The sequence below is a fragment of the Sphingobacterium tabacisoli genome (assembly GCF_017908035.1).
Classification (GTDB): domain Bacteria; phylum Bacteroidota; class Bacteroidia; order Sphingobacteriales; family Sphingobacteriaceae; genus Sphingobacterium; species Sphingobacterium tabacisoli.
The window spans coordinates 82,256-107,686 of record NZ_JAEQMU010000007.1; the positions used below are offsets into that span (position 1 = coordinate 82,256).

25 protein-coding genes are annotated in these 25,431 nt (G+C 40.8%); 9 read left to right on the plus strand and 16 right to left on the minus strand.

Annotated features, from left to right (window positions below; translation table 11 throughout):
• Position 1 precedes the first annotated feature (1 nt).
• Positions 2-1,234 carry an ROK family transcriptional regulator gene (locus JKG64_RS20885; RefSeq protein WP_210356212.1) on the minus strand — a complete coding sequence of 411 codons (1,233 nt, stop codon included), beginning with the start codon at positions 1,232-1,234 and terminating at the stop codon, positions 2-4.
• 197 nt (positions 1,235-1,431) lie between these two features.
• Positions 1,432-1,809: a DUF3127 domain-containing protein gene (locus tag JKG64_RS20890; protein WP_133585993.1), complete on the minus strand. Its 378-nt coding sequence runs from the start codon at positions 1,807-1,809 to the stop codon at positions 1,432-1,434.
• Positions 1,810-1,876: 67 nt separating this feature from the next.
• Here JKG64_RS20890 and JKG64_RS20895 point away from each other — a divergent pair, with 67 nt between their 5' ends.
• The 8 genes from JKG64_RS20895 to JKG64_RS20930 all read left to right on the plus strand — a co-directional run bounded on the left by JKG64_RS20895 (position 1,877) and on the right by JKG64_RS20930 (position 9,100).
• A complete protein-coding gene (locus JKG64_RS20895; protein ID WP_210356213.1) occupies positions 1,877-3,040 on the plus strand; it encodes a THUMP domain-containing class I SAM-dependent RNA methyltransferase in 1,164 nt (387 codons plus the stop codon).
• A 2-nt stretch (positions 3,041-3,042) separates the two neighbouring features.
• Positions 3,043-3,690 carry an HD domain-containing protein gene (locus JKG64_RS20900; RefSeq protein WP_210356214.1) on the plus strand — a complete coding sequence of 216 codons (648 nt, stop codon included), beginning with the start codon at positions 3,043-3,045 and terminating at the stop codon, positions 3,688-3,690.
• 40 nt (positions 3,691-3,730) lie between these two features.
• Complete coding sequence (locus tag JKG64_RS20905; protein WP_210356215.1) at positions 3,731-4,561, plus strand: phosphodiester glycosidase family protein; 831 nt, start codon at positions 3,731-3,733, stop codon at positions 4,559-4,561.
• Between the two features lie 31 nt (positions 4,562-4,592).
• Positions 4,593-5,357: a glycerophosphodiester phosphodiesterase gene (locus JKG64_RS20910; RefSeq protein ID WP_210356216.1), complete on the plus strand. Its 765-nt coding sequence runs from the start codon at positions 4,593-4,595 to the stop codon at positions 5,355-5,357.
• A 218-nt stretch (positions 5,358-5,575) separates the two neighbouring features.
• Positions 5,576-6,409: an endonuclease/exonuclease/phosphatase family protein gene (locus JKG64_RS20915; protein WP_210356217.1), complete on the plus strand. Its 834-nt coding sequence runs from the start codon at positions 5,576-5,578 to the stop codon at positions 6,407-6,409.
• Between the two features lie 46 nt (positions 6,410-6,455).
• Complete coding sequence (locus JKG64_RS20920) at positions 6,456-7,238, plus strand: DUF4197 domain-containing protein (protein ID WP_210356218.1); 783 nt, start codon at positions 6,456-6,458, stop codon at positions 7,236-7,238.
• A gap of 17 nt (positions 7,239-7,255) precedes the next feature.
• The gene (gene pepT / locus JKG64_RS20925; protein ID WP_210356219.1) at positions 7,256-8,518 is read left to right on the plus strand and encodes a peptidase T; all 1,263 of its coding nucleotides are present in this window, start codon (positions 7,256-7,258) and stop codon (positions 8,516-8,518) included.
• 12 nt (positions 8,519-8,530) lie between these two features.
• On the plus strand, positions 8,531-9,100 hold the full coding sequence (locus tag JKG64_RS20930; RefSeq protein ID WP_210356220.1) for a nitroreductase family protein: 570 nt from the start codon (positions 8,531-8,533) through the stop codon (positions 9,098-9,100).
• A 42-nt stretch (positions 9,101-9,142) separates the two neighbouring features.
• On the opposite strand, the gene JKG64_RS20935 is transcribed toward JKG64_RS20930, so the two are convergent.
• From JKG64_RS20935 to JKG64_RS20980, 10 genes are all read right to left on the minus strand, one after another.
• Positions 9,143-9,793 (minus strand): hypothetical protein, encoded by a 651-nt coding sequence (locus JKG64_RS20935; RefSeq protein WP_210356221.1) that lies wholly within the window; start codon positions 9,791-9,793, stop codon positions 9,143-9,145.
• Positions 9,783-10,331 (minus strand): RNA polymerase sigma factor, encoded by a 549-nt coding sequence (locus JKG64_RS20940; protein WP_210356222.1) that lies wholly within the window; start codon positions 10,329-10,331, stop codon positions 9,783-9,785. The genes JKG64_RS20935 and JKG64_RS20940 overlap by 11 nt, the downstream gene beginning before the upstream one ends.
• Positions 10,332-10,526: 195 nt before the next feature.
• Positions 10,527-11,780, minus strand: coding sequence for a YeiH family protein (locus tag JKG64_RS20945; protein WP_210356223.1), 1,254 nt, complete (start codon positions 11,778-11,780; stop codon positions 10,527-10,529).
• Positions 11,781-11,783: 3 nt separating this feature from the next.
• Entirely contained in the window at positions 11,784-12,701 is a 918-nt protein-coding gene (locus tag JKG64_RS20950; protein ID WP_210356224.1) for a TIGR01777 family oxidoreductase, read from the minus strand.
• Positions 12,702-12,861: 160 nt separating this feature from the next.
• Positions 12,862-14,295 carry a phytoene desaturase family protein gene (locus tag JKG64_RS20955; RefSeq protein ID WP_246512738.1) on the minus strand — a complete coding sequence of 478 codons (1,434 nt, stop codon included), beginning with the start codon at positions 14,293-14,295 and terminating at the stop codon, positions 12,862-12,864.
• A 134-nt stretch (positions 14,296-14,429) separates the two neighbouring features.
• Entirely contained in the window at positions 14,430-16,214 is a 1,785-nt protein-coding gene (locus JKG64_RS20960; RefSeq protein ID WP_210356225.1) for an acyl-CoA dehydrogenase family protein, read from the minus strand.
• A 25-nt stretch (positions 16,215-16,239) separates the two neighbouring features.
• A complete protein-coding gene (locus JKG64_RS20965) occupies positions 16,240-17,415 on the minus strand; it encodes an acetyl-CoA C-acyltransferase (RefSeq protein ID WP_210356226.1) in 1,176 nt (391 codons plus the stop codon).
• Positions 17,416-17,442: 27 nt separating this feature from the next.
• Positions 17,443-17,802 (minus strand): four helix bundle protein, encoded by a 360-nt coding sequence (locus JKG64_RS20970; RefSeq protein ID WP_210356227.1) that lies wholly within the window; start codon positions 17,800-17,802, stop codon positions 17,443-17,445.
• 33 nt (positions 17,803-17,835) lie between these two features.
• Positions 17,836-20,262, minus strand: a complete 2,427-nt coding sequence (locus JKG64_RS20975) for a 3-hydroxyacyl-CoA dehydrogenase/enoyl-CoA hydratase family protein (RefSeq protein ID WP_210356228.1) — start codon at positions 20,260-20,262, stop codon at positions 17,836-17,838.
• 127 nt (positions 20,263-20,389) lie between these two features.
• Positions 20,390-20,845: a MarR family winged helix-turn-helix transcriptional regulator gene (locus tag JKG64_RS20980; protein ID WP_210356229.1), complete on the minus strand. Its 456-nt coding sequence runs from the start codon at positions 20,843-20,845 to the stop codon at positions 20,390-20,392.
• Positions 20,846-21,049: 204 nt separating this feature from the next.
• Between JKG64_RS20980 and JKG64_RS20985 the strand changes: the two genes are divergently transcribed.
• Positions 21,050-22,012, plus strand: a complete 963-nt coding sequence (locus JKG64_RS20985) for an isopenicillin N synthase family dioxygenase (protein ID WP_210356230.1) — start codon at positions 21,050-21,052, stop codon at positions 22,010-22,012.
• A gap of 67 nt (positions 22,013-22,079) precedes the next feature.
• On the opposite strand, the gene JKG64_RS20990 is transcribed toward JKG64_RS20985, so the two are convergent.
• The 4 genes from JKG64_RS20990 to JKG64_RS21005 form a co-directional block, all read right to left on the minus strand.
• A complete protein-coding gene (locus tag JKG64_RS20990; RefSeq protein ID WP_210356231.1) occupies positions 22,080-22,850 on the minus strand; it encodes a porin family protein in 771 nt (256 codons plus the stop codon).
• A gap of 26 nt (positions 22,851-22,876) precedes the next feature.
• A complete protein-coding gene (locus JKG64_RS20995; protein ID WP_210356232.1) occupies positions 22,877-24,007 on the minus strand; it encodes a PCMD domain-containing protein in 1,131 nt (376 codons plus the stop codon).
• A 242-nt stretch (positions 24,008-24,249) separates the two neighbouring features.
• Complete coding sequence (locus JKG64_RS21000) at positions 24,250-24,615, minus strand: MmcQ/YjbR family DNA-binding protein (RefSeq protein WP_210356233.1); 366 nt, start codon at positions 24,613-24,615, stop codon at positions 24,250-24,252.
• A gap of 26 nt (positions 24,616-24,641) precedes the next feature.
• Positions 24,642-25,205: a thioredoxin family protein gene (locus JKG64_RS21005; RefSeq protein ID WP_210356234.1), complete on the minus strand. Its 564-nt coding sequence runs from the start codon at positions 25,203-25,205 to the stop codon at positions 24,642-24,644.
• Between the last annotated feature and the right edge of the window lie 226 nt (positions 25,206-25,431).

Consider the following 25,431-nt stretch of genomic DNA (forward strand, 5'->3'; position numbering starts at 1 on the left):
CCTAATTTGTAGACAGCAAATCATTATCAAAACAATTGATAATGAAATAGCGCGACAGCCCACAAGTGATATCCTTGTCGCTCAATGTTGAAAGCACAACCTCACAGTTGTTCAGAATCCTTCCCATAGCATAAGTCTGTATCTGCTGCTGAATAGGATTTGTAATCAGCGTCGCTGCCTTAGCGAACTTACCACCGAGTACAACCCGTTCTGGATTAAAGATCTGAACGAACAATGCAATCGCCTTACCCAGGTTTTTGCCCAATTCTGTAATTAATTCAATAGCGTATTGATCCCCTTCCAAGGCGGCATCTATAATATGTTGCGGCAAAATATTCTCACTATTAAATTTTTTCGCCAATAATGTGGGCACATTATTTTTAATATCCTGTCCCGCTCTCTTGACCAAAGATATCCCCGAAGCAACCGTTTCCAAACATCCTCTTTTCCCACAGTAACAGAGCTCCCCGTCCTCAATAAAGTTCATATGTCCCATCTCTCCCGAAAATCCATTTTTACCCATATAAATTTCTCCCTGAGCAACGATACCTAATGCCATCCCCCAATCCATAAGAATCGTCAATCCATTTTCGACATGTTTCAACGCTCCAAAATTCTGTTCCGCATAGGTCGTCAACTTAACATCGTTGACAATATAAACCTTCTTAGCAAAAGATTTCTCCAGATGACTTTTCAAGTCGAAATCAGTCTCGAAGAAGAAAGAGTAATTTTTCCCTTTTGATTTATCAATCAGCCCGGGCATAGAAATAGCCAGTCCAGACACATCCTGCCAACTCAAAGCATGACTCAGAACATAGTTACTAATTAAATCCTCAAACTTACTCAGTCCTTCTATTCCGACCGACAAATCATATTCAAATACCTCAAACGGAGCTAAAACTCTATTGTTATTATCTATGAACGAAATTTTAACAGAAAATCGGTTCACTTCGACGCATAGCACCTTAAATATGCCATCATTCAATTGATACAAGTTGGGTTTACGCCCACCGACAGACTCCCCTCTCTCATTCTGAATAAGTAATTTTTGGTCTATCAGCTCCACAATCAAGGTATTCAATGTCGGAAAGCTTATACCTAAAACCTTCATCAATTCATTGACAGAAATAGCCTCCTTGTCATACACAGCACGCAGCAGTCTATTTTTCTTCTGCATGGCACGGATTTGCTTAGGATCAGATAAGCTTGATAAAAGATTTTCTAAAATACTCATAAAACAGGTCCTGTAAAGGTTGACGATTTATTCTATCAACAATTGCTTCTAATATACAACTTATAATAAATACTACCTTAAAAATGAAAGTTTATTAAAAAAATAAAAAATAATCGTTGGCGATTATTTAAAAAATAGATAAAGAAAAAAGCTATCCATTGGATAGCTTTCTATATTTTCTTTTATATTGAATTGACTTAGAATGGTAAATCATCGTCATCTGCTCCTGAAGAGCTGATATCTACCGGTGCAGGCATTTCTCCATAGCCTGGAGCCGAAGCACCTGATCCTGTGTTTGCCAATTTCGTTACACGCCATGCGACCAACGAGTTAAAATATGTGGTAACGCCATCTTTATTAGTCCATGGGCGTCCACGAAGGTTAAATGATATCTCAATTTCCTCGCCTACCGCCAAGTTATCAAAGATATTAACTCTATCTTGTGTCGCTTCAAAGCGAATATACTCTACAAACTGTGGGTTCTCGGCGTATGCAACAATAAGATCTCTTTTCTTGAAAGACTCTGTAACCTGCTGTAAAGCACCGACTTCGTGCACTTTTCCTCTGATTTCCATATTCAAAATTATTAAACGATAAAATTACACATTTTTTGCGTTTTAGATTAACTAACTTTGCATAAATATGAAGGAAGTTTTCAACACCCAGAAAAAGGTGATTATAACATGCAATAAAAGACTGTCACCTTACTTGCAAGAAGAAGTACTAGCTCTAGGCTTCGACATCAAACGTTTATTTAATACCGGCTTAGAGCTATTCGCATCTCTAAACGAGTGTATCAAATTAAATCTGAATCTACAAACAGCAAGTCAGGTCTTATATGAACTGGCCTCTTTTCGAGCAAAAGACCCTAAAGAGCTATATGACAATCTAATTAAACTAGAGTGGGAAAACATCATTCCTTTTGATGGTTATTTTTCTGTCACCTCCAATGTACACAACGAGACGATTACTACTCCACTATTTGCTAATGTAAAAGTGAAAGATGCAATTGTCGATCGTATAAAAGACAAAAAAGGGGTTCGTCCCAATTCCGGCCCAGAACTTTCTAAAATCGTGATTCATTTACACTGGATGGAAGATCGTGCAGAGATCTTTATAGATAGCTCTGGAGAAACTCTTGCCAAACACGGTTACAGAAAACATCCTGGAAAAGCACCTATGCTTGAAGCTTTAGCTGCATCAACGATACTGGCAACCAAATGGGATGGGAAGACACCGTTTATAAACCCAATGTGTGGTTCCGGCACGCTGGCTATTGAAGCGGCCTTAATAGCTCAACACCGAGCACCTGGATTATTACGTATGAACTATGCGTTTATGCATGTGATAGGATACGATGAAAGTGTTTTCTTTAATGAACGAAAATTATTAAAAGAAAAAACGGACAAATCAAACATTCCTCCAATTATCGCCTCTGATATTTCGGAACAAGCTATAGGAATCGCAAAAATAAACGCACAAACAGCGGGTGTAGAGCACCTCATAGATTTTCAAGTCTGTGATTTCGCAGAGACTACAGTGCCGGATGGTCCCGGAGTAATCATGTTCAATCCTGAATATGGCGAACGTCTGGGTACACATAGCAAACTAGAGATCACCTACAAAAGAATGGGCGACTTCATGAAACAAGAATGTAAAGGTTATCGTGGGTATGTATTTACTGGAAACCCTGATCTAGCCAAAAAAATTGGGCTTAAGGCCTCCAGACGCTTTGAGTTCTTCAATGGAAAATTGGATTGTAGGCTGTTGCAGTACGAACTCTACGACGGATCCAGAGAGAATTAATTATGCAGGAGATAATTGATCAGACGGTCATTTTTGTTCAGGACACCCTTAAAGATGCCGAAGCAGGACACGATTGGTGGCATATACAGCGTGTATGGAACAATACCAAGTTGATCCTGGAAACAGAACCGGCAGATCGCTTGGTCTGTGAACTGACGGCTTTACTGCATGATATAGCTGATAGTAAGTTCAATAATGGCGACGAACAAATAGGACCTCGAATCGCAGGAGAATTTTTAGCATCCATCGCAGTAGCTCCAGAAGTTATAGAACATGTACAGAAAATCATTCTCAACATGTCGTACAAGGCCTCGTTAGGAACTGTAGATTTTCACTCCAAAGAATTGGAAGTGGTCCAAGATGCTGACCGCCTAGATGCTATAGGAGCTATAGGAATAACGCGTGCATTTACATACGGAGGTTTTAAGAATAGAGAAATCTACAATCCCCACATTCCTATCCAGTTAGAGATGGACAAAGAGTCCTATAAAAATACGACTGCTCCTACGATAAATCATTTTTATGAAAAACTACTTTTATTAAAAGATAAAATGAATACTGCTACTGCAAAAAAAATAGCGCAGGAAAGGCATCAATACATGGAAGACTTTTTGCAACAATTCTATAACGAATGGAATGGTTTAAAGTAAGTTAACCGTTAATTAACAAAAGATTCTTAATTTAGGCAGTATGAAATTTAAACCTACTGCCTTTTTTTATGCCTCATTATTGGTGTTAACTGCTTTTTGCTCTAACACTTACGCTCAAAATCAGGATTCAATCACTTTTACAACGACCGCCTGGAAAGCAAACACCCTTAAAAAAGGACTTTCCTGGAAACAAGCTAATATTACGAATCTATTCGGTAGCCGTCAAGAGATCAATATCATAGAAATAAACCTAAAGAAACACGGAAAAGCACTCCATCTCGCTGCACTTTCCCGTAGTCTCGAAAAAACTTCGGTATTAGCAAAATCTCACAATGCAATTGTAGCTATCAACGGTGGCTTCTTCAACATGAAAGATGGTGGTGCCGTAGATTTTATAAAAGTAGACCAGCACATCATCAACACAACAGCCAACCACTCCTCTAGAGCTAATGCTTACCTCGCATTTGATTCAAAAAATGTACTGATCAGCACCGACTCTACACAGATTTCGTCATTCCCAAATATACTGCTGTCGGGCCCTCTTCTTTTAAAAAATAGTCAGGAAGCAATTCTTCCTAAAAATGCTTTTAACGACAATAGACATCCAAGGACTGCCATTGCTATCAAAGGGAATAATCTTATCCTTCTTACAGTCGATGGTCGAAATGCTAATTCCCAAGGTCTTAGCCTGAGCGAATTGGCGAAAATATTCCGCTGGTATGGGTGTCAGGATGCGATGAATCTAGATGGAGGAGGTAGCACGACCATGTACGTAAAGGAACAGGGAGTTGTCAATTACCCTAGCGACAATAAACAATTTGATCATTTGGGCGAGCGGGCCGTCGCAAACATCATATATTTATTGAATTAAATCAACCAAAAAACTATAAAACTCAAATACAATGAAACGACTAGCAACTCTATTTCTAGCTTTATTCATCTTAAACACTGCAGGAGCACAAGAAACTAAAATCATAGCACATCGTGGTGCATGGAAAAACACGCATGCACCACAAAATAGTATTGCAGCATTACAAGAGGCCATCAAACAAGGCGTATGGGGCAGCGAGTTTGATGTACACATGACCAAAGACGGCATACTTGTCGTAAATCATGACAATGATTTTTACGGCATTGACATCGCGACTTCTACTTACGAAGAGCTTTTAGCAAAAAAGCACCCTAACGGCGAAAAAATACCAACTGCAGAAGAGTATCTCAAAGAAGGTTTAAAGCAGAAAAAAACAAAATTAATCTATGAGCTCAAAACCAACCGTCTTGGTGTAGAAGAAACCCTGAAGTCTGCGGAGCTATCTTTAGCACTGATCAAAAAGTTACATGCGAATAAAATGGTTGAGATTATTGCTTTTAGTTGGGACGCCTGCCTAAAACTGCGTAGCATAGATAAAAAAATAAAAATCCACTATTTAAACGGAGACAAAAATCCAACAGCACTGAAAGAAGCAAAGCTATCCGGCTTCGATTATAACATCAATGCATTAAAAGCAAACCCGACCTGGATTGAAGAGGCTCACAACAAGAAGTTGAATACCAATGTTTGGACAGTGAATAAACAAGAAGATATGCAGTATTTCATCCAGCAAAAGATAAATTACATCACTACAGACGAGCCTGAATTATTACACACTGTTTTAAGTCAAAAATAACATGAAATATCCATGTAGCACTGACTGCACAAATACGCATGACCGCGAAGCAGCATGCACACTAATTGCAACAAGTCGTGCATAATATACTTTGGATCCGCCAACTGGCGGATGACCGTTAAAAAGACAAATCATTTACATATGAAATACTCATGTTTAGCGAAGCACGAACACCCATGAGTATTCCATATGGCAACTGAAAATCAAATTATATACATATGAAAAGAGCAATAGTATTCCTTTTCCTTATAGGCACCCTGTATCAGGGAGTTGCGCAAGAAATTCGTACTGCAAGCTTTAATATCCGATTAAAGACGGATAATGATGTCGGCAATTTTTGGGATGACCGCAGAGATCCCCTCTGCAATCTGGTTTTATTCCACGAATTCGACATCTTTGGCATACAGGAAGGCTTTATTGAACAGGTTAAAGATATGAAAGATCGACTAGTTGATTATTCTTATATTGGTGTCGGCCGGGATGATGGGGCGGAAAAAGGAGAACATTCTGCAATTTTCTATAGCAACAAACGGTTTAAAATGCTGAAAAATGGCACATTTTGGTTGTCCGGTACCGATACGGATAGACCAAACAAAGGCTGGGATGCAGCGTTGCCGAGAATATGCACATGGGGTATTTTTCAAGATAAAAAAAATGGTAAAAAATTCATTTTCATGAATACTCATTTTGACCACGTTGGCGTAGAGGCCAGACGAGAAAGTGCAAAACAGATTTTAGCAAAAGCGAAAGAATTTGCTAAAGATCTTCCCCTTATTTTAACGGGAGACTTTAATATCGACGAAAAAAACGAAGCTTACTTCACACTGGCAAATAGTGGTATAGTACAAGATGCCTATGAGTTGGCTTCTCTTAAATATGCACCCAACTCTACATTCAATGGCTGGGGAAAAAGTCTAAAACAGAATGGGCGGATCGATCACATATTCATCACCAAACCCTTTAAAGTTTTAAAATTCGGAATATTAACGGACACGTACATGGGAAAATTTCCCTCCGATCATTTCCCTATACTTAGCGTACTCAAGTGGTAGGTTTCTAGCATATACTTTCGTATTTTTGCACGTTAATAAAATGTTCATGAAAACGATAAATATTCTAGCCATAAGCATAGCTTCTATTTCATTTCTTTTTGGAATAGAAGCTACTGCACAATCAAAGCGTTCAAAATCATCTACAGGACGTAAGACAACGACCACTAAAACGACCCCGGCTTCGTCGCAGACTAGCGGTACTATAACACAAACCCAAGCGATTACCGGTATTAAACAGGCCTTAGGCAATGGACTCAACAATAGTATTAACACATTGTCAGCGACCGATGGCTTTTTGGGAAATGCAGCAGTCAAAATACTGATGCCAAAGGAAGCACAACAAATTGAAAAAACGTTACGCTCAATAGGAATGGGTAGCCTTTGTGATAAATTCGTTATGAGTTTAAATAGAGCTGCCGAGTCAGCGGTCAAAGAAGCTGCTCCAGTATTTGTAAACGCGTTATCCCAGATGACAGTAACAGATGCTTTCAATATCCTATTAGGTTCAGAACAGGACGCTGCTACTTCTTTTTTCAAGCGCACGACTTCTGCTGCGCTAAGCTCAAAATTCAGCCCCATTGTTGAATCGGCTTTAGGCAAAAACAATGTTAGTGGTTATTGGACACAACTCACCTCCGCTTATAATAACCTTCCTCTTGCTCGAAACAAAGTCGACACGGACTTAAACGCTTATGTAACCGAAAAAGCGATAGAAGGACTCTTTGTACAGGTTGCTACCGAAGAACTCAAAATCAGACAGAACTTGGTTGGGTCTAGAAACTCAAACATTTTAAATGATGTCTTTGGCTGGGTAGATAAACAGAAATAGATAATAAACAATAAAACATGGATCACTCAAATATCAATACAATAAAAGACCTCAAAGTTGCAGAGCACTTTATCCGTTATGTACAGATCGATACGCAATCGGACGCTAGTTCGGCAACTTTTCCGTCTACTGCAAAACAGCTCAACTTAAGCAAACTGCTCGTTGAAGAGCTTTTAGCGATAGGTGTAAAAGACGCTCAATTAGACCAAAATGGTTATGTGTATGGGACAATTCCCTCCAATACAAACAAACAAGTTCCTGTAATTTGTTTTTGTTCACACGTAGACACTTCTCCGGATTGCTCAGGAAAAGATGTGAAACCTATCGTACATAGCAACTATCAGGGGCAGGACATTGTCTTGCCAGATGACAACAGTGTGATTATCAGATTTTCAGAACATAGGGATCTAGTTGAACAAATAGGCAACGATATAATCACGGCCTCTGGAACTACACTTTTGGGAGCAGATGACAAAGCTGGTGTAGCCGAAATCATGGAGGCCGCGAGATTGTTAATCAATAACCCGCAGATTAAACATGGAGATATCAAGATTCTATTCACACCAGATGAAGAGATTGGCCGTGGAGTTGACTTTGTCAACTTAGAACACCTAGGTGCACAATTTGCCTACACTATGGATGGTGAAAAAGCAGGTACCATTGAAGATGAAACATTCTCTGCCGACGCAGCAAAAGTCACCATACATGGTGTCTCAGTACATCCAGGATTCGCGAAAAACAAAATGCAAAGTGCGATAAAAATCGCTGCAAAGATTGTAGAATCTCTTCCTACTGATCGCTTATCTCCAGAGAGCACATCAGGCAAACAGGGATTCGTACACCCAACAAACATCTCAGGTACAGTCGAAAAAGCTACCATAGATTTTATTGTCAGAGACCACGCCACCGACAATCTTCAACAGCATGAAAATGAACTAGAAACACTTGTCAAGGAGATTACCGCTACCTATCCAGGTTGCACATACACTTTTGAGACTAAAGAGCAATACCGCAATATGAAAGAAGTGCTTGACCAATACCCTCAAATCATGGAGATTGGTTTAGAAGCAATTGAGCGAGCAGGTATGAAAGCTGAAAAACGTAGCATCCGTGGCGGTACCGATGGTTCAAGACTGTCTTTTATGGGCTTACCTTGTCCAAATGTGTTTGCAGGAGGCCATGCCTTCCACGGAAAAATGGAATGGGTGAGCGTACAGGATATGGAGAAAGCGGTTAAAACAATTTTGCATATTGCTGCACTTTGGGAAGAAAAATCATAAAATCATAATATCATGAAGAAAACAAACAATGTCTTAGATGCAATCCACTTTAGAAGAACAGTAAACCAAAACAGCTTTACATCGGAAGAAGTAAGTAGAGAAGACATTTTGACCATATTGGAGGCTGCCAATGCAGCTCCAACACACAAGCGCACACAACCTTGGCGCTATGTAATCTTTCGCAAAGAAGGACTAGAGCGTCTAGGCACAGAGCTAGCTCGTATCTATAGATCTATCACTCCTGCTGAAAAATACACAGAGGCAACAGAACAGAATATGGCGAAGAAGGCAACCATGTCCAATGTCGCGATCGCTATTGTTGTAAACTACACGGGCGATGTTCCAGAGTGGGAAGAGCTAGCTGCGACAGCATGTTCGGTAGAGAATCTATGGCTAGCTGCACATTCGTTGAATATTGGTGGATACTGGGCGACTCCAGGATTAATCAATCACCTAGGTGGTTTCTTAAATCTTGAGGAGAACCAAAAATGTATTGGTATCTTTTATTTAGGACATCATAACGCTGATGCGCGTGAGCCAGTAAGAACCCCAATTGAAGACAAACTTCGCTGGGAAGAATAATAAAAAAAGAGCAAAGACATTCAAATCTTTGCTCTTTTTGATTTACATCTTCAATTGATGTAAATCTACACGAATCTCCACCTCCTGCCCTCTCCATTTTGGGCCATCCTCCAACAGCTTTACCAGCTCCGCATATTCGGTTAGATCTTTTTTTCCATTAATAGATAGCTGGAACGGTTTCCCTTGTTCATCCACTTTGAAACGAACCAAAACCTCTCCTTCCTTGTGCCCCCACCCCGTATAGTCATGTGTGAGGTAAAGCTCATATTTTGCCCATCCAATCACTGGTTCTCCATCAAACTGTCCTGTATTGGCTACTGCTATCGAAAACACCTGATCCTGCATTAGTTCTACTTCTGTCAACTTCGATTTCTGCTGTGGCAGATACCGCAACAACAAAAGTGTACAGATCGTCACAAACATCACCGCGGCAGTTGCCCCTATCGCTAGACGTTGCCAGCCATAGAATCGCTTACTTTTACCGATTGATTGTTCTGCTATACGGGTTGCCAGTCGCTGTTGCAACAAACTTAACTGCTTGACGTCGACTCCCTCTTGCAGACCATAACCATCAATAGCATCCTGCAGAAATGGATCTTCTAAAGCTTCTCGCTCTAGCGCGTGCATTTCCTCACGGTTCATTAAACCATTGACGTAGTTATGAATTCGCGATAATTGATAATTATTTTCCATTTCCTTTACTTTCCATACAGATTTTCAAGTTACGCTTTCCATTTTGAATCGCACTCTTCACTTTATTCAAATCATACCCTGTACGCTCTGCGATATCTTTATAACACATTTGTTCTAAATAAAACAAGCGTACACATTCTCCCTGTTCCATATTCAGCTTTTCCAAACAGGAGTCCAATTTTTCAAAATCTTCCTCATCCCACTTAAAACCATCATCCCGCACCAGCTTCTGCTCGCTTTCCAAAAGATTATCTTCAATATCTAAATGCACCGCCAGCTTATCCTTCCTCAGCTGCATCAGACAATAATTCTTAGTGTAAACGTGTAGCCAACTTTTAAAATTATCAACGGCATGCAATCTCAGCTTATTCACTAGTTCCTCGAAAATATGCATAACCGCATCCTGACTCCGATCGGCATCCTGCAGGTATTTGAAGCACACACCGTAAAGAAGAGACATATAGGGGGCATAGAGCTTGCCCAGAACATCTAAGTTTCCGGTTATTCTGTATTCCTCAAGTAACTCCTTTTCATTCATTCAGTCCTGCTTTCTATATTAAAGATGTATTAAGATACATAATTCCATAAACAAAATGTGTTTTCCTAAAAATAGTTCTCTTCGATATGAAATAGTGCCAGCCCAAAATCAACCTTAGTCAAAAGCGATTCAATTACAGTTCAATCCAAAATAAAAAGGATTCAAGAACCGATACACTTTCAGAAAAGCCAGTACTTATCTGAACAGTAAAACCGCAATTATTAGGGTTACAATGACGTTAAAAGTCTGTGCAATGAGAAAGGCATATAGCGGTTTCTTATTATCCTGTTTAAAAAGATCCTTAAAATTCGTTTCTAAACCTATCGAAGTAAACGCCAAAGCAAACCAAAGACCTTGTAAACTTTTAAGACTGTCCTTTACAAGCTCGTGCGTCTCGCTGGGCACCACAAAGGAGAAAAGAAGGGAAACAAACACAAAACCTATAACAAACTTCGGAAAGCGCTCCCATATTAATTTTAGTGTCGGCTTGTCACGTTTAGTTTCCTCATCGACAGAATTGGAATAAGTCCAATAAATACTGATAAAAAATGCTGCAATTCCTAATAATACATTTTGCGAAAACTTTACGATTGTACTTATTTCCAATGCTTTATCACCTACCAGTGTTCCTGATGCGGCCACCGCCCCAGAAGTATCTATAGAACCCCCTAACCAAGCACCAGTAACTTCTTGGGAAAGCCCCATCTTATCAGCAAGATAAGGCATGAATATCATCATCGGTATCGCGGTAATAAGAACCAGCGAAATCACATACGATAGTTTCTTATTATCTCCTTTTATTGCCCCTGACGTCGCGATTGCTGCAGATACCCCACAGATAGACACCGCACTGGAGAGCATCAGCGACATTTCCTTATCAATTTTCAATTTCTTACACACCCAAAAAGCAAAGTACCAAACCGAGATAACAACAACGAGCGCTTGGATAAGCCCTAAAGATCCTGCCTTCAGTATATCGCCAAATATAACCGTAGATCCAAGTAAAATAAGGCCTATTTTGACATATAGCTCTGTACTCAATGCGTTCTTAAACCAATCAGGCAGAACAAAGAAATTACTTATCGTGAGACCTATCCCCAAACTAAAGATAACAGCCTCCAAATTGTACTCCTTTACAACCGTATTTCCAGCTAGAACGACAGCTACTATTGTCAGTAAGTACACAATAGGAAATACGACTAATAAAGCTCTGACATTTTTCTTTAACAAAAAAGCGCCCACTATACCCACTCCATAGACTAAGATAAATTGGCATAAAACAGCAAACAGGTTGGTCGCAGAAAAAACCTTACTCCCTAAATCTCCAAAATCATTCCAGCCAAAACTAGGTACGGGAACAACAACACCAGATAAGGCTAAAAATATGACGGCAAGACCTAATATAACGACTACCCAATCTTCTGTGAAGGAAAATGTTTTTGATGACATAATTTATGTTGATTTTATCAGTTGAGCCAAAGCGCTGTGAAGATAGCTATATTTGAATTTAAAACCATCTTCTATCGTTTTTTTTGTTGTGGCAGGCACCGTCTGCAACAATAAACTTACGTCAACTCCTTTCAAAAAAGAACCAATATAAGCTATCGGAACAGGGAGTGGCATCCCAAAGGAAACTTTAGCTTCTTTTCGAAAGATCTCCATAAACGTTGCGTTACTTACTGTCTGTGGACTACATGCATGATAAAGAGGCGCAGGATTCTCTAGCTCAACAATCCACTTTACCATTTGCATAAAATCGTACTCATGGATCCAGCTGATCATCTGTTTTCCATTACCAACTTGCCCTCCCATTCCCATTTTCACTAGAGGGTGCAACTCCGCAAACATCCCTGAGTTCACCCCTAAAACCGGGCTGATACGTAATATCACTTTCTTTGTCTGTTGTAATGGCACACTGTCCATTGCCTCTTCCCATTCCTGAGCCAAAACACTCAAAAAATCTATCCCATAATCGAGACTATCCTCAGCATGTAATCCCTTCTTTCCGCCAAAGATTGAAATCCCTGAAAAGTTAATCCACAACCGAGGAGGACTCATTAAGGATTGAATAGCATTCCCTAGAAGCTTGGTCGGGACCACCCGTGATTCAGTCAACGCTTTCTTATTTCTTTTTGTAAATCGGCATTGTATACTTTTTCCGCAAAGATTAATTAAGGTATCCGCTCCCTCTAATTCGTTCACCCAATTGCCTATAGTCTCTCCATCCCAATAAACATAGTTGACTTCTTTCAGACTCTCCTCCGATTTACTTCGTGAAAGGACCACGACTTCTATTCCCGAAGCCAATAGCATCTTGGCCAACAGCTGACCCAAATACCCACTACCTCCTGCTAGTACAATCTTTTTCATATATATATGATTTGATTTTTAATTGTCATCCGCTCCTTGGCAGATTCACCACTGTTTGTGCCCCGCACTAAACAAACGTATTTTTCTCTTTAATCGCTTCTATTTTTCAACAATTTTCGAGATGTTCCCTTAGATATGACACTCTATCTTCTGCAGTACCTCACAGCATCACATCAATATTATGATGATCCTTTAGCGCAACTTTTGCTGCTGCATAACCACACATCCCATGCACACCTCCACCAGGAGGCGTAGATGACGAACAGATATAGACTGCTGGATTTGACGTGCGATAAGGTGTCAATGAACGTACAGGTCTCGTATACAACTGCCGGATATCCATCAGGCCTCCATTGATATCTCCTCCTACATAATTGGGATTATAGCTTTCCATTTCCATAGCACTCATCGTAGACCTCCCTATAATGGTATCCTTAAATCCTGGCGCAAATCGCTCTACCTGCGCTTCTATAGCTTCTGTCCGGTCCACATCCAAACCATTTGGCACATGACAATACGCCCAGCCGGTATGTTTTCCTTCCGGCGCCCGCGTCTGATCAAAAGAACTCTGCTGTGCAAACAAAATAAAAGGGTCGGCTATCACTTTGCCTTGCTGTGTCATCTTTTCATAATAAGCGATCTGCTCATAGGTATTCCCCAGGTGTACCGTTGCGGCCTGATTGCATCGATTATCCCTAAACGGTGTAGGGTCGGATAAAGCCCAGTCTACTTTAAATACTCCCATCCCCTGTTTGTAGCGTTCCAGTTGCTTTCGATAGCCCGCTTTCCATTCTATCCCTTTCAATGTCAAAAGTTGCCGAGGCGTAAGATCCAATAGTAACATACCATGCGGCGGGAGCTCCCGAATATCCTCCACCCAAAAACCGCACTGTACCTGCCCCCCTAGCGAGAGGTAATAAGCTTGCAAAGCATCTGCAATAGATTGTGAACCTCCAACCGGAATAGGCCAGCCATATTTATTCCCCACTGCCATCAGCACCATTCCGATTGCGGATGTCCCCCAATTGGACAGAGGCTGTATCCCATGTGCCGCCATCCCTCCAAACAAAGCTCTCGCTTTTTCCGTCTTGAAGCTATGGACTAACCAATCTGCTGGTAAAAGCGCATCTAAACCAAATCCAATCATCTGAAACGGACGTTTTGGAAAGCGAAAAGGTCCCATGATATCGAGCGCTAATGTCTCCCATTGCTCTGCTACAGGAGCAATGAGATCTTTATATTTTTTTTCATCCACGCCCAGATAGGCCGCAGTCTGTTCGACACTCTGACATAAGAGTCCGACTTCACCGCTTTCCAAAGGATGGGCTGCCGCATAAGGAGCCTGAACAAACTTCAACCCATAGTCTGCCAGAGGTAAAGACCGTAAAAATGGAGATGCCATGGCCATAGGGTGTATTGCCGAACACAGGTCGTGTCTATAGCCTGCCAAAGTAAGTTCTTTGGTACGCATGCCCCCGCCTACAGTATCCCTACCTTCCAACAACAAGGTAGATAGCCCTTGCTGTTGCAGCGTAATCGCCGCAGCAAAGCCATTCGGTCCAGATCCAACTATAACTGCATCGTATTTTTTCAATTTGGTCGTTTTTATTAAATGTAATCAAAAACAAGGTAGTTTTAAAATTAAAGTGTCCCCCGTCCCTTTCCTTAAACAGAAGAAGAGCCTGTACAATCGCACAGGCTCTTCCTATCTATAAGATACGACCTTAATTAAAAGCAATATTTATTCTCTTCAATCAATTTACGGGCAATACGTTGACGAGCATCTTTTACATTGAAAGGTTGTGCTTTTGTAAATCGACGTAGACCTACCAACATCATATTTAGCTCATCTCCTTCTCCAAAAGAATATAACGCTTCTTTTGCAGCTACATTCACTTTGTCTATAGCGGAGTACAGGTATACCCGCGCCATATCAGCCTGTAGGCTTGTAGCTTCTTCACCTTGGCTGTGGTACAGCTTTTCAGTTCTTAATAATACAGATTCCGCAACATATACGTAACCAATAATATCAGCTATATTCATCAGGATTTCCTGCTCTTTAGACAAAGACATCATCAACTTCTGAACCGCTGCACCCGCGACAAGCAATCCCGCCTTTTTTAGATTGGCGATAATTTTCTTCTCTGCTGCAAAAGGTGTGGTATCTTCCTCTCCAAAATCAGGGATAGCCATCAACTCACCAACTACAGCCTGTGCAGGCCCCATCAAATCCAACTCTCCCTTCATGGCACGCTTCAAAAGCATATCCACGACCAATAAACGGTTTACTTCATTCGTTCCTTCAAAAATACGGTTGATACGCGAGTCGCGATAAGCTCGTTCCATCGGAGCTTCAGCAGAATAGCCCATTCCACCGTAGATCTGCACGCCCTCATCGACCACATAATCTAACATCTCGGAACACCACACTTTGATAATCGCACATTCGATTGCAAACTGCTCGACTGACTTCAGTTTAGCTTTTGCCTCTTCCATCCCCCCTGCAACCAGCGCATCATAAGCATCGTCAATATTTTGACCTGCCCGATAGGCGGCCGATTCCGTTGCAAACAGACGAATCGCTGATTCAGCCAATTTATAACGTATAGCACCAAATTTAGATATCGGCAAGTTGAACTGTACCCGTTCGTTAGCGTAATTGACAGCAGTAGAGATTACAGCACGAGCCGATCCAATAGTAGCCGCCCCCAACTTGATACGTCCTATATTCAGAATATTAACAGCAATCTTAAATCCGTTCTCCCGATCAGAAAGCATATTCTCTACAGGCACAGCACAGTCGTTGAAGAAAATCTGCCGTGTAGACGATCCCTTGATCCCTAATTTATGTTCCTCAGGGTTCATCGTAATGCCACCAAAATCTTTCTCTACGATAAATGCGGTCAAGTTCTTATCTTCTCCAATCTTAGCAAATACAATATAGATATCAGCAAATCCTCCATTAGTGATCCACATCTTCTGCCCATTAATTAAATAATGTGTCCCTTCTGGATTCAACTTTGCTGAGGTACGACCTGAATTAGCATCCGACCCCGAATTTGGTTCCGTCAGACAGTATGCTGCCTTCCATTCACCCGTTGCCAATTTTGGAATATATTTGGCCTTCTGCTCAGCATTACCATAGTATAAAATAGGAAGCGTACCGATTCCAGTATGCGCAGATAGTGCAACAGCAAAAGAAAATCCTCCGCCTACTGCATCAGCGACTAACATAGAGGTATTGAAGTTTTTACCAAAACCGCCATACTCTTCGGGGATTGACACACCTAGCATACCCAGCTCTCCAGCCTTATCCATCAGATTCTGCATTAAGCCTTCTTCCTGAGCATCGATTCTATCTAATTTATTCAAAACCTCTGTATCCAAAAAATCAAGACAGGTCTGACGAATCATCTTCGCTTCTTCATCAAATTCTTCTGGAATGAAAACTTCGTTATAGGGTGTTTCCTTGATTACAAATTCTCCACCTTTGATTGCTATTTTATTTGTCATTTTATTAAAATTTGAGATTACTAACCTAGTCCATCATTTCGAATATCCCAGCCGCACCTTGTCCTGTACCTACACACATCGTTACCATACCATATTTTTTACCGCGACGCTTCAACTCATTTAAAACCTGAACAGTCAACTTCGCTCCGGTACACCCCAATGGGTGTCCCAAAGCAATAGCCCCACCATTGACATTGACCTTCTCTTCGTCCAGACCTAGCGTACGAATGACAGCGAGTGATTGCGATGCAAAAGCCTCATTGAGTTCAATAAGATCAATATCTTCTTTTTTCAGTCCCGCCTGCGCCAGCGCTTTTGGAATAGCCTCAATAGGACCGATTCCCATAATACGCGGAGGAACACCCGCAACTGCATAAGAGATTAACTTAGCAATAGGCTTCAATCCAAGTTCCTTCATTTTACGCTCAGACATCACTAGCACAAATGCAGCCCCATCAGAAGTCTGTGAAGAGTTCCCGGCAGTAACCATCCCGTCCGCTGCAAAAACAGGTCTTAGCTTGTTCAATGCCTCCATGGTCGTATCTGCACGAGGCCCCTCATCCGTATCTACTACATATTCACGTGTCGCCATTTTACCATCCTTCACGTAGTTCTCCTTTATAGTAATAGGTACTACGCCATCTTTAAGATGGCCGTTTTTAATAGCTTCGATCGCTTTCTGGTGCGATTTTAGGGCAAAAGCATCTTGATCTGCACGGGAAACATTATACTCCTGCGCTACAGCTTCTGCCGTCAATCCCATTCCCCAGTACCAATCTGCATGATCTTTCGCTACTTTTGGATTAGGCACGATCTTCCATCCACCAAATGGCATACCCGACATCACCTCTGCTCCTCCAGCAATGATAACATCTGCCATTCCTGCCTTAATCTTCGCCGTCGCCGTCGCTATCGTATCCAGCCCGGAGGCACAATAACGGTTGACCGTTACCCCCGGCACCTTATCGGTGTCTAAGCCCATTAGAGAAATAAAACGTCCCATATTCATCCCTTGCTCCGCTTCGGGCATCGCATTACCTACGATGACATCATCAATCTCTTCTTTATTCAAATTAGGAACCGAACCAACCAAGTGCTTAATCACCTCGGCGGCCAGATCATCCGCCCGCATAAAACGAAAACCACCCCTAGGGGCCTTGCCAACGGCGGTACGGTATCCTGCTACAATGTATGCTTCCATATTTTTTTAGTATTAAGTAGTTAGATATTAGTATTTAGATTTCAGTTTCTGCTGAAAAGCGTAATTCATCTTCTGCAATTCCGCAATCTTACCTAACATCGCTTCTAAATTATCATCTAATAAGTAACCTAAGTTTTTTGATATGATTAACTGTGTTTCGACTTCATATGTAGACGCATGTGCTATCGCAAGAAATTGAACGAACTCTTTATCAGAATTACGGCCAGCTCCCTCAGCAATGTTGGAAGGGATCGATACCGCGGCACGATTGATTTGACTAATCAATCCAAAACGCTCCCTTTCAGGGAAGCAATCAGTTAGGTTATATATTTCAGAAACCAGTTCGATTGCTTTTTGCCACAATTTCAATTCCTTATATTGATGCATACATCTAAATACTAAGTACTAAATACTTTTAATCTAATTCCGTAACGCCTTTCCTTTAGTCAACATATGCTGAATCCGTTCCAAGGTCTTTCTTTCGGCACAGAGTTCCAGAAATGCTTTACGTTCTAGATCGAGTAGATATTGTTCTGACACCTCCGTAGGTGCTGAAAGATCTCCGCCACACATCACCCAACCTAACTTTTCAGAGATTTTCTTATCATGATCCGAGATATAATTACCGGCGCGCATAGAAGAAGCCCCCACATAGACAATGCCCAGGCCTTGATTGCCGAGCACTTTGATATCCTGTCTTGGTGCAGGCTGTACATATCCAGCATCAGCCAATTCTATAGCTTTAGCTTTTGCATCAGCCAATAAACGTGCACGATTCATACTAATAGCATACTTACCTTTCTGCAGATAACCTAACTCAAAGGCTTCAACAGCAGATGTAGATACTTTAGCCTGGCCTATGGTAAGGAATTTATCTTTCAGTGTGTTTTGGGTAATTTGATCGTCTTTAAATTCATCAGAAGCACGTAAGGCGAATTCTTTAGAGCCACCACCACCGGGAATCACTCCGACACCAAACTCGACCAATCCCATATAGGTCTCCGCGTGTAACTGCACAAAATCCGCATGCATAGAGAACTCACAACCGCCACCTAAAGCCAATTGGAATGGAGCGACCACAACAGGTATCGCAGAATAACGAATACGCATCGAGGTATTTTGGAACATACGTACCGCCATATTCAATTCGTCATAATCCTGCTCTACAGCCATCATGAAAATCATTCCAATATTCGCACCTGCTGAGAAATTTTTACCGTCATTGGAGATAACCAATCCCCTGTAGTCTTTTTCAGCGATATCTATAGCCTTATTTATACCTTGTATTACATCCCCTCCAATGGTATTCATCTTCGTATGGAACTCACAGTTGATGATACCATCACCCAGATCGATGATAGATACTCCAGAGTTCTTCCATATGGTCTTCGTCTCACGGATGTGGTCTAGCACAATCAGCTCTTCAGCCCCAGGGATTACTTTGTACGATTTAGTATTGATATCATAATAATGACGTACACCATTCTCTACTTTATAGAACGATTCACAACCTGCCTCTAACATATCATGCACCCACTGCGCCACTTCACCACGTTGTCCCGGAAGTCGTTTTTCTTCCTTTTTAATCTTCTCTAACGTCTCCCGTACACCCAATGCATCCCATACTTCAAATGGACCGATCTCCCAACCAAAGCCAGCACGCATCGCATCATCGATACGGAAAAAATCGTCCGTAATCTCGGATACCCTATTCGAAACATACTCAAACAATGGATAATGCATAGCACGGAATAATTCTCCCGCTTTATCCGTCCCTTGTTCATATATCTTCATCCGTTTGCGGATATCTTCCACCTGTTTGGTCGCTTCCAATGTAGCCGATTTTACTTTTGATTGAGGGCCGTACTCCAGTGTTTTAAGATCTAAAGACAATATTTCAGAAGCACCATCAGCTCCTCTTACCTTTTCATAAAATCCTTTTTTCGTCTTTTCTCCCAACCACTTGTTAGTGACCATCTGCGTAATGAAACTAGGCAATGTAAATACCCCCTTCGCTTCATCGTTGGGTGCATTTTGATCCAAACCATTAGCCACATTGACCAAAGTATCCAATCCCACCACGTCTGCAGTACGGAAGGTCGCTGACTTTGGGTGTCCCATTGCCGGTCCGGTATATTTATCCACTTCTTCTACGGTCAACCCCAATTGATCAACAAGATGGGTCAATGCTAACATCGAGTACACACCGATCCGATTCCCAATAAAAGCTGGAGTGTCTTTACACAGCACCACTGTCTTACCCAACATTTTATCGCCATAATGAATAAGGAAATCCACGACCTCTTTATTCGTCTGAGGAGTAGGTATAATCTCTAACAGCTGTAAATACCTAGGTGGGTTAAAAAAGTGAGTCCCACAAAAATGAGCAACAAAATCTGCCGAGCGTCCTTCTGTCATTAGATGGATAGGAATACCGGAGGTATTGGAAGTTATGAGCGTGCCCGCCTTCCGAAACTGCTCTACCTTATCAAAAACGGACTTCTTAATATCTAATCGTTCGACCACCACTTCAATAATCCAGTCGACCTGAGCAATCTTGGCCATATCATCGTCAAAATTGCCTGTAGTTATCCGCTTAGCAAAAGACTTGCTAAATAAAGGTGCTGGATTAGACTTTATGGCCGTGTCAAGCGAAGTATTTACAATACGATTACGTACAGTTGGGTGATCGAGTGTCAGTCCTTTGGACTCTTCCGCAGGAAGTAATTCTTTGGGAGCGATATCCAATAGTAGGACCTCCACACCAATATTGGCAAAATGACAGGCTATTCGCGACCCCATCACGCCAGAGCCCAATACGGCTAACTTTTTAATGTTTCTATTCATCTGCAAATAATTTATTTCTTAATAGCCGCCAGCTAGCGGATCCAGATTATCTTCGATGAGCTCGCAGGCTCGGTTATTTTCAATGGTGTTTGTGTTTTACAATCGTGGATATTTCATATGTAATAAGCTATTCCGCTTCCACCATCACCATAGGCTCGGGCTCATAATCACTCGCTAGATCATTTACCTTAGCCAGCATTTTGATCAACTGTACCCGCTCCTTCTCCGATAGCTGCGCTTCTAAATACTCATTAAACCCCCGTACCACATTTTTTGCCACTCTGCGCTTTTCTACGCCAAGAGGGGTTAGATAGACCTTCACGGACCGCTTATCTGTCGTACTCGTCTCCCGGTATATAAAACCAAGCCCTTCTAGGTTATTTAACACCCGAGATAGCGAAGTGGTTTTTACGCCGGTGGAATTTGCAATCTGGGAAACAGCGGTTCCCTCCTTGTGGATATTTATTAAAATATATCCTGCAGCCTGTGTAAAACCATGTTGTGAAGCAATATTATTATATTTGTTCGCAACAGTTTGCCAAGCCGCTTTTAAAAAATAGTCGATTGTATTATCTTGGTTCATTGTTGATTATTGTGACCTACCTGCATTTTATTATGCAAGCATAACAAATCTAACAGTTTAACTTGTATATTCCAAATACTTACCCCAAAATATTTAAGCGAAAAACACATGGTTAAACATTAATTTTTTCCCTATCAGCGCGAGATAGATTCGAGAATACAAAGCATTTTATTTAGGTTTGTACTTGGTTAAAAACAAAGTAATATGGCATTAGTAAATATTCCGCGCCTAGACCTACTGCACTACACAGAAGGCAGTATCGATCAGCGTAAACAATTTGTACAAGACATTGGTAAGGCATTTAATGAGACTGGATTTGTTACCATTGCAAATCACGGATTAAGCGAGGAGCTAATCGCTGAACTATACCAAACCGTCAAGGCGTTTTTTGACCTACCTCAGGAAACGAAGGATAAATATGAATTTCCCGAACTTGCAGGTCAGCGTGGCTATACCACAAAAGGAAGAGAAAAGGCTAAAGATTCCAAAACCCCGGATTTAAAAGAGTTTTGGCAGCGTGGACAGACTATCGTTGGAGAAGACTATTCTAAAACAGACTTTCCTGACAACCCATCCGTAGATGAGTTACCCCGTTTTGACATCGTAACTGGCGAGATTTACAAGAAACTAGAAAACGCAGGCCGCAATCTATTAAAAGCCATAGCGACCTACCTGGAGCTGGAAGAGAATTATTTCGAAAAGCATGTTATTAATGGAAATTCTATTCTTAGAGCCATTCATTACTTTCCAATCGAACAGCCAGAAGCCTTAGCTCCTGATGCGGTACGAGCTGGTGCACATGAGGACATCAATCTAATCACCCTGTTGATAGGGGCATCTGCAGATGGATTAGAAGTTCTGACAAAAGATGGGGAATGGTTTCCTATTAAGGCTAAAGGAGAAGATATCGTTGTCAATGTTGGGGATATGTTACAACGACTAACGAACAACAAACTGAAGTCGACGACACATCGTGTAGTAAACCCACCAATCGAGTTGATGAAGACTTCTCGTTATTCAGTACCGTTCTTCTTACATCCTAAGTCTCAAATGAGCCTTGCTTCATTGGATTCGTGTATAGACACAGCGCACCCTAAAGCATACGAAGACTACACCGCGGGGCAATATCTGGACGAACGTTTACGTGAAATTGGATTGAAAATGTAATATCTATAAATAAAAAAGGCCTGTTGTTTTTTACAACAGGCCTTTTTTATTTATAGACAGCTATACTTTAAAAGCTATAACCAAATCCAACATTAAGATAGATATTGTGCATACTGAAGTCAATAGATGAAAAATCTTTTTCAAAAATATTATTGAAACCGTAAGTAACATCACTTAATAGTTTAAAATGTTTGTTCATTTTCCATTCAGCACCTAATTGCGTTCCCCATTGAAACTTGCGTACATTATCAGAAAAATCATAACCTGCTTGACTACCCTCTTCAAACGTAATCTTAGCCCCTGTTGGTGTATCTTGTCTCAAATAACCATCTGAGACATATCCATCAAACGTATTATCCAATAATGCTGAAAAATAGAGACCTCCATAAAGGTTCCAAGTATCCGCTAATTTGTAAACAGCTAATACAGGCGCAGTAAGGTAAGTATTTCTAACATTCGTTTCTACGCGACCGGTATAGTACCCCCTAACTTTAGAATTATCTTTAACAATTTCAGTAAGATAGTTCTTAACTTTAGCCTTCGTCTTCATTCCCTTTTCTTCAAAACGAAGCCCCACACGTACACCCCACTTTTTATCTAGCCATTTCGTAGCATTAGCCTCCAATCCAAATTTAAAGCCGGGATTAAAACTATCTATTTTACGGATGGTATTTGGGAAACCCAACGGAGCACTACCGCCAATACTAAAGTGAGCCTGCACCCCATAATCCATGTTCGTATTAAAAAAATTTGTATTCTTATCTCCCGCACGCTCCTGTGCCTGTGCGCTAGTAACAACTGTAAAGAAAACTGCTACTATATATAATATTCTATTCATTGAGAATCTTTTTACTGCGTTTATGATTATTTCGTTTGATCTACAACTAACTCTACCTCGTCAATATACAATGTACTTCCTACAGCGCCATTGAATAAATCTCCTTCTCTACTAGAACTGAATACGATGGTATACATATATTCTTTAGTCGGGTCAAAAGAATTTCCATTGACAAAAGAAAAGGGTATCTCAAAAGCAGTCCATTCATTAGTTTCAATTTGCTCTTTCTTGCCTATACGAGCAACACTAACCATTCTAGCATCCTTAAACGCATGTGTACCTGATAAATAATCGTTACCATTCGTCGATTTCTCGAATAAAATAGCATAGGCATCCCAAGTATCTGTAGTTAACTGCGACGGAGCTGTGTTTACAACAAATTTTTCTCCTGCTTTATATTTAAAAAATCCCTTTAAAGCCACAGGTGCTTTTTTAGCGTTATAGGGCAGACCGAAGCGGGTCGAGTTGATAGCAGGAAAGGACAGTTCAAAATTTCCCACAAATAAGTTTCCTGCGGCCAATGGTGAACCAAACATTCCTCCTAATGGGCCTGTACTTTTTGTAGTCATCTTAACACCTTTACCTATATACCCATTTACTTGGACTGTAGGATAAACACTTGGCTCAAGTTTTTCTCCAGGCTCTAAAAGAGTCTCAGCTAACATATTATATCCCTGATTAGCCGTAGCCCAGTCATATTTTTTTTGATTGTTAGTTGTTAGCTCAAAGAATTGATGATAAAATCCTGTTGGATTTTTAGCTTCTACAACTTCAGCATTCTCAAATGTTGAATAAAAATCAGCTACATCGTCGATAATAAAAGAAACCGTATAAGTTTTACTCCAAACCCCATCTTGCGAAGTAACCTTGTATTGCTTAGGAGTGAAAAAATCCTGCTCAGTTCCACTAGCTGGTTCAATGGTAGCTCCTCCTGTCAGCGTAAACTCTGGTGCCTGTAAGTAGCTTCCAGAAAATCGCTTAAGCCTAAAAACGACCCTATCATCCCCAATAGAGGGCTTTACCTGCAAAACCTGATCCCCGTGAGGAATTGAAGCAGTTTCGATATCGGCTTCGGTATTCAGTGCTTCATCTTTAATACAACTACTCATAAACAGCGTAGTCACAGCGGTTAATAAAACTATAATTCTATACTTCATATTTATTTAATTTGTTCATTAATTATAGGTTTGGCTTATATCCCTCCTGATTTCATCTGTTCAACAAAAAAAGCTAAATATCCCAATTTATTTTGCTTTTCATCTATTCTTGTGCCTCCCAACAATAGCTCACCCTGTCCACTTACCAAACGCACAAAGGTATAATAAATCGTCCCTCAAGCACAACAATAGCCCAAACCGCATTAAATCTTTACATTCCTCTGTTTAATCTAAAAGTCATATTATTGACTACCACCGATCTCTTCCTGTATTTTCTTTGGCAAACTTTGAAAAACAAGTTGGTAACTATGATCGACCAATCCAAACAATCTGTCATCTGGCAATTCTCTATTGGCATAGACGGTATTCCAATGTTTTTTGTTCATATGGTACCCGGGTGACACCGTACTTTCGTACTGCTCCCTCAGCTCCACAGCATACTCCGGATCACACTTCACATTAAAGCTCAACTGATCCACCTGATCCAACCCCACCAATAAAAACACTTTACCTGCTACCTTGAACACCAGCGTCTGGGGTCCAAAAGGCAACTCCTCAGAAACAGCTTTCTGACGTAGACAATATTCTCGCAGTTCTTCGATATTCATAACCGTGACAAGTAAAACTGAAATCCTTATTTCTCTACCGTATTAAGCAATTGAACCAACTCCTGTTGAAGTTCTACGCCCTTATCCGCATTATACCAGGTCTGAAAGTAGGTCTTGATATCTTCAAATTCCTTTCCCTCAGCCTTCATTTCCTCAAAAATCTGTTGCAATGCCTCTGGTCTCGGTCCCCACACGGCAATATCCTCACCTGCCTCATTTCTAATAATCAGTTTAGGAATAGACTTACCACCATTAGTTAAGTATTGATCAATAAGGAATGGCGCTGTATCTCTAAGCTGTATATCCAAATCAATATTAGGATTATCCTTCACCAAACTATAAATCTGCGGCACGCTGTGCGCGGCATCACCACACCAAGGCTCTGTAATCAAAATCCAGGTTTGCTTCCCTTCCAACTCAGACAAAAATGCCTTAGCATCGTCGCTGGATTCAAATTTCTTCAACCAACGGCTCATCCGAGACCAATTGAGCTTCGCATAGTTAAAATATTCAGGATCGTTGTAAGTAGGATAATTAGATGGATTTGCCAATACATCTTCAAAATACGCTAGATAAGCTTCGAAAGTCATATTATTATATATTTTATTTATTTAAACCAACACAAACCTGTACCGATATGCAGAACAAAAAACGCCTCATATCGGGCACATCACACGCTACTCTTTACTAGAGATATTTCATTGGTAGACATTATCAAAAGACAAAAATAAGCATAATATAGCAACAAAATAGTCATCAAAATGTTGCAAAGCATTTAACATTATTTAATAAATGTTCGCTCTATCTTTGACTTGT

Excerpts from the sequence above, each read along its gene's own strand:
- JKG64_RS20885 (WP_210356212.1), bottom strand. The coding sequence starts at position 1,234 with ATGAGTATTTTAGAAAATCTTTTATCAAGCTTATCTGATCCTAAGCAA.
- JKG64_RS20890 (WP_133585993.1), bottom strand. The coding sequence starts at position 1,809 with ATGGAAATCAGAGGAAAAGTGCACGAAGTCGGTGCTTTACAGCAGGTT.
- JKG64_RS20895 (WP_210356213.1), top strand. The coding sequence starts at position 1,877 with ATGAAGGAAGTTTTCAACACCCAGAAAAAGGTGATTATAACATGCAAT.
- JKG64_RS20900 (WP_210356214.1), top strand. The coding sequence starts at position 3,043 with ATGCAGGAGATAATTGATCAGACGGTCATTTTTGTTCAGGACACCCTT.
- JKG64_RS20905 (WP_210356215.1), top strand. The coding sequence starts at position 3,731 with ATGAAATTTAAACCTACTGCCTTTTTTTATGCCTCATTATTGGTGTTA.
- JKG64_RS20910 (WP_210356216.1), top strand. The coding sequence starts at position 4,593 with ATGAAACGACTAGCAACTCTATTTCTAGCTTTATTCATCTTAAACACT.
- JKG64_RS20915 (WP_210356217.1), top strand. The coding sequence starts at position 5,576 with ATGAAAAGAGCAATAGTATTCCTTTTCCTTATAGGCACCCTGTATCAG.
- JKG64_RS20920 (WP_210356218.1), top strand. The coding sequence starts at position 6,456 with ATGAAAACGATAAATATTCTAGCCATAAGCATAGCTTCTATTTCATTT.
- pepT (WP_210356219.1), top strand. The coding sequence starts at position 7,256 with ATGGATCACTCAAATATCAATACAATAAAAGACCTCAAAGTTGCAGAG.
- JKG64_RS20930 (WP_210356220.1), top strand. The coding sequence starts at position 8,531 with ATGAAGAAAACAAACAATGTCTTAGATGCAATCCACTTTAGAAGAACA.
- JKG64_RS20935 (WP_210356221.1), bottom strand. The coding sequence starts at position 9,793 with ATGGAAAATAATTATCAATTATCGCGAATTCATAACTACGTCAATGGT.
- JKG64_RS20940 (WP_210356222.1), bottom strand. The coding sequence starts at position 10,331 with ATGAATGAAAAGGAGTTACTTGAGGAATACAGAATAACCGGAAACTTA.
- JKG64_RS20945 (WP_210356223.1), bottom strand. The coding sequence starts at position 11,780 with ATGTCATCAAAAACATTTTCCTTCACAGAAGATTGGGTAGTCGTTATA.
- JKG64_RS20950 (WP_210356224.1), bottom strand. The coding sequence starts at position 12,701 with ATGAAAAAGATTGTACTAGCAGGAGGTAGTGGGTATTTGGGTCAGCTG.
- JKG64_RS20960 (WP_210356225.1), bottom strand. The coding sequence starts at position 16,214 with ATGACAAATAAAATAGCAATCAAAGGTGGAGAATTTGTAATCAAGGAA.
- JKG64_RS20965 (WP_210356226.1), bottom strand. The coding sequence starts at position 17,415 with ATGGAAGCATACATTGTAGCAGGATACCGTACCGCCGTTGGCAAGGCC.
- JKG64_RS20970 (WP_210356227.1), bottom strand. The coding sequence starts at position 17,802 with ATGCATCAATATAAGGAATTGAAATTGTGGCAAAAAGCAATCGAACTG.
- JKG64_RS20975 (WP_210356228.1), bottom strand. The coding sequence starts at position 20,262 with ATGAATAGAAACATTAAAAAGTTAGCCGTATTGGGCTCTGGCGTGATG.
- JKG64_RS20980 (WP_210356229.1), bottom strand. The coding sequence starts at position 20,845 with ATGAACCAAGATAATACAATCGACTATTTTTTAAAAGCGGCTTGGCAA.
- JKG64_RS20985 (WP_210356230.1), top strand. The coding sequence starts at position 21,050 with ATGGCATTAGTAAATATTCCGCGCCTAGACCTACTGCACTACACAGAA.
- JKG64_RS20990 (WP_210356231.1), bottom strand. The coding sequence starts at position 22,850 with ATGAATAGAATATTATATATAGTAGCAGTTTTCTTTACAGTTGTTACT.
- JKG64_RS20995 (WP_210356232.1), bottom strand. The coding sequence starts at position 24,007 with ATGAAGTATAGAATTATAGTTTTATTAACCGCTGTGACTACGCTGTTT.
- JKG64_RS21000 (WP_210356233.1), bottom strand. The coding sequence starts at position 24,615 with ATGAATATCGAAGAACTGCGAGAATATTGTCTACGTCAGAAAGCTGTT.
- JKG64_RS21005 (WP_210356234.1), bottom strand. The coding sequence starts at position 25,205 with ATGACTTTCGAAGCTTATCTAGCGTATTTTGAAGATGTATTGGCAAAT.